Genomic DNA, 11,895 nt, shown 5'->3' on the forward strand with positions numbered 1-11,895 from the left:
TAGGAGCTTGTGAACGTGAGAACAAAATCGGCGAACCCCAGGGTGACCGAGAGCACTAAGCGCTGAGCGCCTTCCGCAGTCTGGCCGGGTCCACCCGCCAGAAATCGTGCTGCTTGCCGTCGACGAAGGTGACCGGGATCTGTTCGCCGTACTGCGTGAACAGGGCGTCATCCTGGGTGATGTCGACCTCGGTCCACTCGACCCCGAGCTCGGCGCAGACCGCCTCGACGATCGTCCGGGCGTCGTCACAGAGGTGACAGCCGGGCTTGCCGTAGAGCGTGACGCGCGCGCTCATCCCTCCGCCCGGAGCCGGCCCTTGGCCACCTTGCCGGTGACGGAGTGCGGCAACTGCTCGACGATCTCGAGCTCGCTCGGGCATTTGAACCGCGCCAGCCGGGTCCCGGCGTACTCCAGGACTCTGCTCGGCTCCAGCGTCACACCAGGCTCCGGTACGACGAATCCCTTGATCGCCTCACCGGTGTCCTCGGACGGCACCCCGATCACGGCGGCCTCCAGTACGCCGTCGGCCCCGACCAGCACGTCCTCGACCTCACTGGGGAAGACGTTGAACCCGGACACGATGATCAGCTCGCGGAGCCGGTCGACCAGGAAGAGGTCACCGTCGGAATCCAGGAAACCGACGTCACCGGTGCGGTACCAGCCTTCGCTGTCCGGGCCGTCCACACCGTCCGGCCAGTAGCCGGAGAAGACGTTCGCGCCGCGGATCAGGATCTCGCCGGGGTCGTCGCCCTCGACGTCCTCACCCTGCTCGTCGGCGATCCGGACCTCGACATTCGGCAGTGCGCGACCGACCGAACCGGGTTTCGGCTCGCCCTCACCGAGGGTCGTGGTCACGCCTGGGGATGCCTCGGTCAGGCCGTAGCCCTGGTGGACGAAGAGACCGGTCTCCTGCTCGAAACGATCGGCCAGACCACGATCCAGCGCCGAGGCGCCGGTCAACACCACCTTCACGACGGAGAGCGCCGTACGGAGGTCTGGACGAGTCAGGAGCGCATGCAGAGCCGGTGGTGCCAGCGGCAACCGGGTGACCCCGTGCTCCTTGACCAGTTCAAGCGTGTGCGCGGGGTCGAAGCGCTGGTCGATGACCAGGGCCGCGCCGGTCGCGACGGTCCAGCCGAGGACCGCGTTCAGACCGAAGGCGTGGAACATCGGCAGCACGCCGAGCACCACGTCCTCGGGTCCCATTCGGTCGGGGCCGAGGCCGGAGAGATTCTTCACGTTTGCCGCGAGAGCGCGGTGCGTGAGCATCGCGGCCCGCGGATCTCCGCTGGTCCCCGAGGTGTACAGGAGGACCGCGAGTGTCTCGGCATCGAGAGTCGGCTGTAACACAGCGTCACCTTGGATGTCGCCGGCCCGCACCTTCCGGACCCCTTCGACGAGCCCCGCGAGGTCCTCGTCGGTGATCGCGAGCCGGGCCCCGGAGTGCGCCACAACGGTGTCCACCTCGGGCTTCGTCAGCCCGGTGTTCAGCGGTACGGCGACCAGTCCGGAACGAAGAACGCCCAGGTAGGAGGTGACGAACTCGATGCTGTTGGCCAGCAGCAGGATGACCCGGTACCCGGGCACCAGACCGGCCGCGGCAAACCCGCGGGCAGCGGTTTCGACGGCCTCGTCGAGCTCGGTCCAGGTCAGTCGCCGGTCGCCGTCGACCAGCGCGATCCGATCGCCGTGACGTCGCGCTGTGTCACGAAGAAGGTCCGCGAAGTTGAAGTCCACCCGCTGAGTCTGCCATGGCCGTCGCACGCTCATCGAGGGACCGGCGCACCCGGAATGGTTGCAGCGGAGCGTAACGGGAGATATACAGGTGAACTCGCGGATGTTGCTTCTGCTGAACCTCACACTGCAGAAACCCCGTCCGCGTCCGGGGAGACCATGCGCGACAACCCCACAGCAGGCTGCATTGCGTCATCAGGTGGTGACGGGAGCAGTCCGCTGGCGCATTCGTGACGATCGACCGACGGGAAGGCGGCACGCCACAAGCTGTTGACAGCGAGTACTGAAGGCATAACGCTCAGTGCTCGTATGTCGTCACAGCCGTTGTGGCCATGCGCGGATGTGTCAGACGACGTGTCTTTCGAACGGGGAGAGAACTTGACGACGCCGGAGCCAAGTCCGGACGGGATGCGACGGGCCGAGCTCGTCGATCGCGCTCAGGCTGGAGACGTCGGTGCCTTCGGTGAGCTGTACGACGAGTACTCGCTCACCGTCTATCGCTACATTTACGCTCGGGTGTCCTCATCGGCACTCGCCGAGGATCTGACCAGCGAGACGTTCGTCCGGGCGCTGCGCGCGCTGGACTCGTTCCGCTGGCAGGGCCGGGATTTCGGCGCCTGGCTGGTGACGATCGCCCGGAACCTGATCACCGACCACTACAAGTCCGGCCGGGTCCGGCTCGAGGTGGTCACGGACGAGATCGAGACGCACGACCGGCAGACCGAGGGGCCGGAGGTCGACGTCCTGGCCGCCGCCACCGCCGAGGTGCTCCGGGACGCCGTCGCGGGCTTGCCCGACGAACAGCGCGACTGCCTGACGATGCGGTTCTTCGCCGGTTTGTCGATCGCGGAAACGGCCAGGGCGCTGGAGAAGTCCGAAGGCGCCGTCAAGCAACTGCAACTGAGGGCCGTCCGGCACTTGGCGAAGGTTATCCCCAAGGACTTGAGGTGAGACGGATGACAACGACAGTCTTCCGTAACCCGTCAGGGAGTTTCATCGTTCTCCCTCGTGAGGACCTGTCGGTGACCCCGACTGGCCATTGAGGAGAACGAGATCCATGAGTGACCTACACAGGGCTCGAGCGCGCGCGGAGACCTTCGCGCACGCCGTTGATCACGGGCCCCGTCACTCTTCGCGACTGAGCGATGACCCGGAGTTGGAAGAGGCTGTAGAACTCGTCGGACGGCTGAGGACCGCCGGCGCAGTTGCACCTCGGCCGGAGTTCAGCGCCGAGCTAAGGCACCGTCTGCTCGAACAGGCGACCGCCCGCGCGGCGACCACGACCCCGACCATGGTGCGCAGCACCCCTGACAGCTCCGACGACCCGCCGAGTGGCGAGGACGTCGACGCGTCCGTGACAGATATCCGCCATCGTCATGGCCGGCGCATCCGGCTCGTGGCCAGTACCGCCGCGCTGGTGCTGCTGGGAGGTGGCATCGGTTCGGCCGCTGCCGCTCAGCAGGCGATGCCCGGCGACACGTTGTACGGGATGAAGCGCAGTATCGAGAACGTGGCGACCAATGTGGGGATCGGCGACGACTCCCGCGGCCGGCGCGATCTCGAGCACGCCAAGACCCGGTTGTCCGAGGTCCAGGCCCTCGCCGGTAACGGCGGGTCCGCGGCCACCATCAACAGCACTCTCGACGACTTCTCGGCACAGGCCCGCAAGGGCGTGTCCCGCTTGGTCGCGTCGTACCAGCAGGACGGCGACGCGAGTTCGATCACCGCGGTCACGGCGTTCATCACCAGCGCCCGCCAGGCGCTGGGAGAGCTGGCGCCGAAGCTGCCACCGGAGTCGCTGAAGTCGGCGGTCGAGGCCCTGGCCACGATCGACCAACTGGCCCAGCACACCACGTCGGCGTGCCCGAAGTGCGACAAGCCGAAGGCACCGAAGAACGAGCAGGTGCCGACCACCGTCGAGCAGTCCGGCAAGCCGTCCAACAGCGGCAGCCTGAAGACCCCACCGGTCGGCAAGACGTCGACCGCGCCCACCAGCAAGCCCACCACGACACCCACCAAGGTGCCGAACACGACGATCGTCGAGGAGCCCAAGACTCCGCCCGCGAGCAGTCTGAAGACTCCCCCGCGCCCGTCCGGCTCCCAGCCGACCGGTACCCCGTCCGGCACCCCGAGCGGTCCGCCGCCCATCACCCCCCTCCTGGCCCTGGCCGTTTCCCAGCCTGAGCCTCCCCCCGCTGATCAACGTCCCGGGCGTCCTGCAAACCCTGCTCCCGCCCTGGAAGTAACCAGCACCCGCACCACCCCAGAAGCCCGGCCCCCCCGGCCGGGCTTCTGCTTTGCCCCCACCTTGAGCACCCACCAACCACACTCCGCACGCAGAAACGACCGAGCCGCGCCCAAAGTCGCGAGCAAAGTCCACCTTGAGCACCCACCAACCACTCCGCGCGACTCCAAATGGTCGAACCGTGCCCAACGTCGTACGCCCGGCCACCTTGAGCACCCCTCAACCACGACCCACCCGCCCAAACGGTCGAACCGTGCCCAACGTCGTACGCCCGCACCCCAGAACGCCATCCCGCACCGCATCCCTTCCCGCCCAAAGGTGGGTCCGCTGCTCTTTGTGCACGAACCCCCACTTTGAGAACCCACCAACCGTTTCGGCGAGCTCCACGTGGTCGGTGGGTGCACAAAGATGCGATCCGTGCACAAGGGTGGGGCGGCTGCTCTTTGGGCGCGGAATGGGGCGAGGGGCCGGGCGCGGCGAGGGGGTGGCCTTGGGGTGCGGGGGCCGGCGTGGTGCACGTTGGGCGCCCATCGACCGCGTGGTGTGGGGCGAGATGGTTGAGCTGTGCTCAACGTGGTGTGGGCGGCGGGGTCAGAAGAAGACGCTGCGGCGTTGGACGAGGAGGGTGTAGAGGGTTTGCTGGATGGTTTCGCGGACCTGGTCGGTCACGTTGAAGACCAGCATCGGGTCGTCGGCGGCGCCGTCGGGGAACTCGTCGGTGCGGATCGGTTCGCCGAACTCGATCAGCCACTTGGACGGTAGCGGGATCAGGCCGAGGGGGCCGAGCAGCGGGAAGAACGGGGTGACGGGAACGTACGGGACGCCCATCAGGCGGGCGAGTGAGGAGAGGTTGCCGACGAGCGGGTAGATCTCCTCGGCGCCGACGATCGAGCACGGCACGATCGGTACGCCGGTCCGCATCGCCGCGCTGACGAAGCCGCCGCGGCCGAACCGCTGCAGTTTGTAGCGCTCACTGAACGGTTTGCCGAGTCCCTTGAACCCCTCGGGCCAGACGCCGACCAGGTTCCCCTGGCGGAGCAGGCGCTCGGCGTCGTCGTTGTTCGCCAGCGTCGCTCCGCCCTTGCGGGACCACTCGCCGACGAACGGCGTCCGGAACACCAGGTCGGCCGCGAGTGTGCGCAACGGCCGGTTGGTGTGGTCCGCGACGATCAGCTGGGTGATCAGGCCGTCGAGCGGCATCGTGCCCGAGTGGTTCGCGACGATCAGCGCGCTGCCGGTGTCCGGGATGTTCTCCACCCCGCGCACCTCGACCCGGAACCACTTCTCCGCGAGCGGCCGCAACATCGGCAGCAGGATCTGGTCGGTGAGATCGGAGTCGAATCCGAACTCGTCGATCTCGTACTCCCCCGACAGCCGCCGGCGCAGGAACGCGAACCACTCCGCGATCCGCCGCTCGCCATCCGCCCCGAACAGATCCCGCACAGCCTTCTCGAGAGCCGCAAAGTCCAACCCACCGAACCCGAGGTTCGGTCCACGATCCTCGGCCCGGGTATCGCTCGCCTGGCTCTCCGCCCCGCCGGTCCCCGTGGCACCCGCCTGCGTGGTGGCGCTCGGCGGAATCTCGGCGCTGTCCGGCGTCGGCAACTCGGTCACCGGCTCCTTCGCTTTGACCTTCTTCTTCGGCCGCGCCCCCGGTCCCGCGAGAGCGCGTGCCGCGGCGGACGGCGTCGTACGACGGCCGCTGCCTCGACCCGGGCGCCCACCGGAACCGATCGGGATCACGTCCGCGTCAGCCACGAAGTGCTCCGAGCCCGGTCGTCAGCAGCGACGCCATTTGGCTGGCCGCGCCCGGACCGAGCGACTTGCGGAACTCGTCGAACGCCTCGGCGGACGTGTACTGCGGCTCGAACCCGAAGGTGCTCCGCATCCGCGTGGTGTCGACGACCCGGCCGTAGGTCAGGAAGGTGATCTGGTCCGGCGAGAAGTCCGCCAGCCGAGCACGCCGTACGGCGGCCGCCGAGCTGGACGCGGTGAACGGAGGCAGCCGCAGCGTCGGGCGACCGAGTCGCCGGATCGCCTGGGACAGCGCGAGCACGCCGTCGCCGGCCAGGTTGAAGGTCCCGGGCAGATCGTTCACGGTCGCGTGATGGACGGCCTCGACCCCGTCGTCCTCATGCAGGAACTGGAGACGAGCGTCGTACCCGAAGATCGTCGGTACGACGGGAAGTCCGAAGTACCGGGTCATCGGCGAGTCGGTCTTGGGGCCGATCCAGTTCGCCATCCGGAGCGTGGTCACGCAGACATCGGGGCGGCGCCGGGCGAACCCGCGCACATACCCCTCGACCTCGACCGCGTCCTTGCTCAACCCGGTCTGATGGATCGCCCGCGGCGCCATCTCCTCGGTGAACATCGCCGGATCGCGCGGACCAGCGCCGTACACAGTCGTCGACGACTTGACCACCAGCTTGGCCACGCCGGGCGCCTTCTGGCACGCGGCGAGCAGCTGCATGGTGCCGATGACGTTGATCTCCTTCATCGACGACCGGCCGCCGGCACTCCCCGGGGTGGCCACCACGCCGGTGTGGACGACAGTGTCGACGTCCTCGGCAGCGATCACCTTCGCGATCACGGGGTTGCGGATATCCGCTCGCACGAACCGGACCCGGCCCAGCTCGGCCCGTGGCGGAACCACGTCGATACCGAGCACCGTGCCGATCGACGGATCGTCGGCCAGTCTGCGGGCACAACGAGCACCGGCGTCTCGCGAGACGCCGGTCACCATTACTACCTGTGCCACGAGAAGCCCCCAGCCAGACAGCAACCCCGCTGAACGCCGCGCCGCCCTCATCAACCGGGGCGCGGCGGGCCTGCTACTACTTGCCGAGCTTGCGGCGCTGAACCCGCGTCTTCTTCAGCAGCTTGCGGTGCTTCTTCTTCGCCATACGCTTGCGGCGCTTCTTGATTACGGAACCCACAGTGGACCATCCAAACTCAAAGAGAACGTCGGCAAAGCTTACCCGTACGTCACCGTGTGGACCTAAAGCGGGCCTTGGGTAGGGTGGAGATCACGTCTGGGGAGGCTCGATGAACACTGTCACCAACGCCCGGTACGACGGTCTGGCCGACTGGTACGACGATCGTTTCGTGATCGGCGGGGAGCCACACCAGCCCGGTCTGCTCGAGCTGCTCGGCGAGGGCTCCGGCCCCTGCCTGGACATCGGCTGCGGCACCGGCCGGAACTTCGAAACCATCCGCGCCAGCGGCCGCGAGGTCGTCGGCCTCGACTACTCGTCCGACCAACTTCGCCTGGCCCGCACCCGCACCGACGGCCCGCTGATGGTCGGCGACGCGGCCGCGCTGCCGTTCCCCGACGAGTCGTTCGGCACCGTGATGGTGATGTGGATCTCCACCGACGTCGACGACTTCGGCGACGTACTGCGCGAAGCGACGCGTGTGCTTCGGCCAGGCGGGGTCATGATCGAGTACGGCGTGCACCCGTGTTTCAACGGGCCGCATGTCGTCTACAACGACGAAGACGGCAGCCGGACGGCACACACGACGTACCGGCAACCCGGCTGGCACGAGCCCGCGCCGTACTGGGGTGAGGGCGGCATCCGCCAGCACATCGGCATGAGCCATGTCCCCCTCGCCGACTACCTCAACGCCTTCCTCAGCACCGGCCTCGTCCTCGAGCGCTTCATCGAGCCCGAAGGCCCCGGTGTCCCCCACGCCCTCGCCGTACGCGCGAGGAAGCGGGCCTGAGTGGCGTACGCGCTCTTCGTCGGCGGACTGCTCGTCGTACTGGCCGGACTCACCTGGTTCGCCAGGTGGGCCAAGGGCCGCGGTGGCGGATCAGGCCTCGCCGGCGCAGTCGCGGCGTACGAGGAGGCCTACCGGCCCACCTCACACCACGCCCACCACGAACAACGCACCGCCGCCGACCGCCAATCCGAGTCCGGCTCCCCCACCGACCTCTAGAGGTAGTCGGCGATCGGGCCGAGGGTTAGCAGGCCGGATTGGCCGCCGGCTTGCTCGGCTGCGGCCGGAGCCAGTACGGCGCGCGCTCGGGCGAGCGTCTCGTCGTCGCCGCGGGTGCGCGCGGCGCGGGCGATGAGCGTCCAGTGGAGCTCGAGGAACAGGCCCGGGGACGGGTCGGGGGTATGGGGACCGGGGTGGATGTAAGCGGTGTGGGGATCGAGGTCGCCGCGAGAGGTGAGGGGATCGAGGTTGGCGCGAGGGCGGTGGGGATCGTGATGGCGGTGAGGGGTATGGGAGCCGTGGTGGCGGTCGGGGGCGTGGGGGCCGCGGTCGGGTTCGGGGAGGGGAGTTCCGTGGCGGATGGCCTGGGTGGTTAGGGCCAGGGTGAGAAGGCCGGCGTCCAGGCCTGGCATGGCTGTCGCGGGGTGTTGGGCGGCGGCGCTCAGGTAGGCGTCCGGGGTGTCGGTGCGGAGGGCGTCGTACCAGCGGGTGAAGACGCCGACGAGCGGCGAGTCATGGCGAGCGGCCAGGTCATCAGCCGCGGCGGAATGGTTGTCGGCGGCAACATAATCGGCGACGGCGCACGCGGACTGCAGACGGATCAAGTGCCCGAGGATCTCGTACGCCGGGAGTGCGTGCCGCTCGGCGAGTGCGATGAGCTCGGCACCGATCCCGTCGCGAACCACCGACTGACCGGGCTCGCGGCAGGACTGAATGAACACACCGTTCAGCGCGAAAGCGAGCACGGACGGATCGTCCAACGTGCGCGCGATCTGCTCGGCCTCTCGCGCGGCTTCCAGCGGTCGCGCGGCACTGGAACCCCTTGATTCCAAGGCGATTGTGGCCAACAGCCGTGCCCGCATCGTCGGGTGATCCTGGGTCGGGAGGACACGCTCGGCAGCGCGAACGATCGCCGCAGCCTGCGCCTCGTCGTCCGACCGCGTCCAGATCGCCGGTACGTCGTACGCCCCGATCACGCGCGCCACCAGATCCGCATCACCGAGCTCCTCGGCCGCCGTGATCGCGGCCAGCCGATGCCGCCGTACCTCGGCAAGCTCACCGGTCACCGCGAGACTGCGCAGCAATCCGACCGTTGATTCCAGCTGAGCCCGGGTACCGGCGGTCCGCTGATACGCGGCTGCTGTTGCGGACCACACCGACGCCGGTTGCAGGTGCGCGGCCTGGTTGAGGATGTCCTCCTCCAGTCGCGCCAGCGCCGGCCCCGGGTCGAGGCCGAGCTGCGCAACCAGCATGGCGCGGGCACGCCGCAGTACGGCGAGTGCATCGCCCTGCCGACCGGACTGGTAGAGCGCAAGCGCCAGCAACCGCCAGCCCTCCTCACGCCACGGATGGTCGGTCACATGCGCGTCCAGCTCAGCCACAGCCGCCGCAGCCTGCCCCGCCGTCACCCGCGCCGACGCCAACCGCTCTACCGCCAGCAAACGCAGCTCGGTCAGCCGTGCACGCTCCCCCTGCACCCACGGCTCATCGGCAAAGTCGGCGTACGCGGGCCCGCGCCACAACCCAAGCGCAGTCTCGTACTCCCCCGCCTCGACAGCCTCCTCAAAACGCCAGCCATCGACCGCATCTGTCCGCAGCGCATACCCAGGCCCCTCGGTCACCAGCAGCCGCGGCTTGGACCGCGGTGCGCGATCCGGCTCGAGAGAACGACGCAGTGCGGCCACAAACGTCCGTACGGCGCTCAGTGCACCATCCGGCGGATCCGGCCACAGATCGTCCACCAGCCGCGTCGCCGGTACCACTCGGCCACGCGCCACTATCAGTCGCGCCAGCACCGCCCGATGCCGCGGCCCCTTGAGCGCAACCAACTGCCCCGCATCGTCCCAGGCCACCACCGGCCCGAGCACCCCGAACTCCACCCGCTCACCGTAACGTGCTCATCCAGCGCTCATCCGCACCCGCGACGCTGGCCGGGTGAAGATCAACGGATTCGAGTACCACCAGCTCCCCGGCGCCGACGGCGTCAAACTCAACGTCGCAGTCGGCGGCACCGGTACGCCGGTCGTCCTGCTGCACGGCTTCCCGCAGACGCACCTGATGTGGCGGCACGTAGCCACCAAGCTAGCCACCGAGCACACCGTCATCTGCCCCGACCTCCGCGGCTACGGCGCCAGCGACAAACCAGCCGACGGCTACGCCAAACGCACCATGGCCGCAGACATCGTCGCCATAGCCCACGCCCTCGGCCACGACACCTTCGCCCTAGCCGGCCACGACCGCGGCGCGCTAGTCGCCTTCCGCGTCGCCCTAGACCACCCCGAGGTCGTCACCCACCTCCTGTCGCTAGACGTCCTCCCCACCCTCGACATGTGGAACGTCATGCACGGCACCACCGCAGCCGTCGGCTTCCACCTCTACCTAATGGCCCAACCCCCAGGCCTCGCCGAGACCCTCATCGCCGGCGCCCCCGACACCTTCTTCGGCTACTTCCTCGACGCCTGGACCAAAGACCCAACCGCGATCCCCGCCGACATCAGAACGGCGTACCTGGACGCCTCCCGCGCCGCCATCCCCTCCATCGTCGCCGACTACCGAGCCTCCGCCACCATCGACGTAACCCACGACACCGAAGACCTTGCTGCAGGCAACAAACTCCAGATGCCCGTCACCGTCATCCAGCAAGACTGGGGCACCGCCCTAGGCTTCGACGCCGCCACCCTCTGGCGCGCCTGGGCCCCCAACCTCCGCCACCAAACCACCACCGCCGGCCACTTCCTACCCGAAGAACGCCCAGAAGAAGTCATCACCGCCATCGCCGACCTCCTCAAACGCTGACCCCACCCTCATCCGTCCGACGGCATCCCACTGCGCCCTGCATCTCCGTACGACGGGCATCCGACCGCGGCCTGCATCTTCGTACGCCTGCGTCTTTCGTACGTCTGCGTCTTCGTACGGCCTGCGTCTTCGTACGACGGGGGGGGCGCGTCCGACTGCGGTCGGAGGCGCACGGCGGGCTCGCGCCGCTCGGATGCGGCCGGAAACCTACGGCGGTGGCTGCTCGCCGCTGCGGCCGGCTTACAAAGGGAGGTGTGGCTGGCCAGGTCTGTGGCTGGGCGGGATGGCGAGGTCGGCGACCACGGTGCCCGTCGCCTGAGCTTCCAGGCTACGGCTAGCGCCGCCGAGCAAGGAGGCCAATCACCTGACCCGCCACAGTGGCTAGCACAGCACCGCCCACTGCAACTGTGATTCGGTGAGGTAGCACTCCCCAGCCGCGCCGTACAGCACCGCTCATGGCACCACCCCGAGCCGCCTAACCAAACCGGCTCTGGGACTGACCCATCCCGTTGCGGGAGCACCAACTGCGTGCGGCCGGCCCCCCCACAGTTTGCTGGGCCCCCATCTGCTGGGTTCACCCATCCGCTTGTGGGTTCTGTACTCCCATGCGGGTGCAGAACCCACAACCTCACGGGTGAACCCACGAGATGTAACGGGACCGGAGGCCGGTCAGCTGCCAACCCGAGTCTTTCCCGCACGGTAACCACAGCCCGGTCACCTCAGGCAGCGTGAAACCGCGGTCGCCGGGCCTCGCCATCCGCCTCAGCCACCGCGGCGCCCAGCCACCCTTTCTTTGCAGTCGGCCGGACGCGGCGATCAGCCACAGTGCACGTCCCCGGCCGAGTCCTTTCGCGCCTGTACCCCGGACTCGACCGCCAAAGACGGCCGACGAAGCAACAGGGCGAGCCACGCAGATGGCTGGGCTGGTTGGCGAGGCCCGGCGACCGCGGCTCCACGCCGTCTGGGGCCTGCCGGGCTATGGCTGAGGTCCGTGATGCTCAAGGTCTTGCAGTAGCCGGTGATTGTTCGGGTCGTGGCGCCGAAAGAGTTCCGTCGAACGTGCCAGACACCCCGAGGCCCCGAGATCGCGGACCACCAACTCACCTTGAGCACAGTGATGATGGTTGTGGCTCTTGGCGGATGACTCGCTTGAGCACTGACGACGCTGTCTTTGATGGGAT

Annotated in this window: 11 protein-coding genes; 5 read left to right on the top strand and 6 right to left on the bottom strand. The window is 68.4% G+C overall.

The window, feature by feature from the left end:
- Nucleotides 1-55: 55 nt before the first annotated feature.
- Both ABD231_RS39725 and ABD231_RS39730 read right to left on the bottom strand, forming a co-directional pair.
- A complete protein-coding gene (locus tag ABD231_RS39725) occupies nt 56-295 on the bottom strand; it encodes a glutaredoxin family protein (RefSeq protein WP_344164821.1) in 240 nt (79 codons plus the stop codon).
- A complete protein-coding gene (locus ABD231_RS39730) occupies nt 292-1,737 on the bottom strand; it encodes a class I adenylate-forming enzyme family protein (protein ID WP_344164824.1) in 1,446 nt (481 codons plus the stop codon). The genes ABD231_RS39725 and ABD231_RS39730 overlap by 4 nt, the downstream gene beginning before the upstream one ends.
- A 375-nt stretch (nt 1,738-2,112) precedes the next feature.
- Here ABD231_RS39730 and ABD231_RS39735 point away from each other — a divergent pair, with 375 nt between their 5' ends.
- Together ABD231_RS39735 and ABD231_RS39740 are read left to right on the top strand one after the other, a co-directional pair.
- A complete protein-coding gene (locus tag ABD231_RS39735; protein ID WP_238161031.1) occupies nt 2,113-2,685 on the top strand; it encodes a sigma-70 family RNA polymerase sigma factor in 573 nt (190 codons plus the stop codon).
- Nucleotides 2,686-2,791: 106 nt separating this feature from the next.
- Nucleotides 2,792-4,336 (top strand): DUF5667 domain-containing protein, encoded by a 1,545-nt coding sequence (locus ABD231_RS39740; RefSeq protein WP_344164830.1) that lies wholly within the window; start codon nt 2,792-2,794, stop codon nt 4,334-4,336.
- A gap of 234 nt (nt 4,337-4,570) precedes the next feature.
- On the opposite strand, the gene ABD231_RS39745 is transcribed toward ABD231_RS39740, so the two are convergent.
- The 3 genes from ABD231_RS39745 to ABD231_RS39755 form a co-directional block, all read right to left on the bottom strand.
- Nucleotides 4,571-5,737, bottom strand: a complete 1,167-nt coding sequence (locus tag ABD231_RS39745) for a lysophospholipid acyltransferase family protein (protein WP_344164833.1) — start codon at nt 5,735-5,737, stop codon at nt 4,571-4,573.
- Complete coding sequence (locus ABD231_RS39750) at nt 5,730-6,737, bottom strand: NAD-dependent epimerase/dehydratase family protein (RefSeq protein WP_344164836.1); 1,008 nt, start codon at nt 6,735-6,737, stop codon at nt 5,730-5,732. Before ABD231_RS39750 ends, ABD231_RS39745 begins: the two co-directional genes overlap by 8 nt.
- A gap of 76 nt (nt 6,738-6,813) precedes the next feature.
- Complete coding sequence (locus ABD231_RS39755; protein ID WP_008356322.1) at nt 6,814-6,915, bottom strand: 30S ribosomal protein bS22; 102 nt, start codon at nt 6,913-6,915, stop codon at nt 6,814-6,816.
- Between the two features lie 109 nt (nt 6,916-7,024).
- Here ABD231_RS39755 and ABD231_RS39760 point away from each other — a divergent pair, with 109 nt between their 5' ends.
- Complete coding sequence (locus tag ABD231_RS39760) at nt 7,025-7,702, top strand: class I SAM-dependent methyltransferase (protein WP_344164838.1); 678 nt, start codon at nt 7,025-7,027, stop codon at nt 7,700-7,702.
- Nucleotides 7,703-7,918 (top strand): hypothetical protein, encoded by a 216-nt coding sequence (locus ABD231_RS39765; protein WP_344164840.1) that lies wholly within the window; start codon nt 7,703-7,705, stop codon nt 7,916-7,918.
- Here ABD231_RS39765 and ABD231_RS39770 read toward each other — a convergent pair.
- Nucleotides 7,915-9,798, bottom strand: a complete 1,884-nt coding sequence (locus ABD231_RS39770; protein WP_344164843.1) for an AfsR/SARP family transcriptional regulator — start codon at nt 9,796-9,798, stop codon at nt 7,915-7,917. The genes ABD231_RS39765 and ABD231_RS39770 overlap by 4 nt on opposite strands.
- 55 nt (nt 9,799-9,853) lie before the next feature.
- Between ABD231_RS39770 and ABD231_RS39775 the strand changes: the two genes are divergently transcribed.
- On the top strand, nt 9,854-10,714 hold the full coding sequence (locus ABD231_RS39775; RefSeq protein ID WP_344164846.1) for an alpha/beta fold hydrolase: 861 nt from the start codon (nt 9,854-9,856) through the stop codon (nt 10,712-10,714).
- The last annotated feature ends 1,181 nt before the right edge of the window (nt 10,715-11,895 follow it).

The sequence above is a fragment of the Kribbella yunnanensis genome (genome assembly GCF_039529655.1).
GTDB lineage: Bacteria > Actinomycetota > Actinomycetes > Propionibacteriales > Kribbellaceae > Kribbella > Kribbella yunnanensis.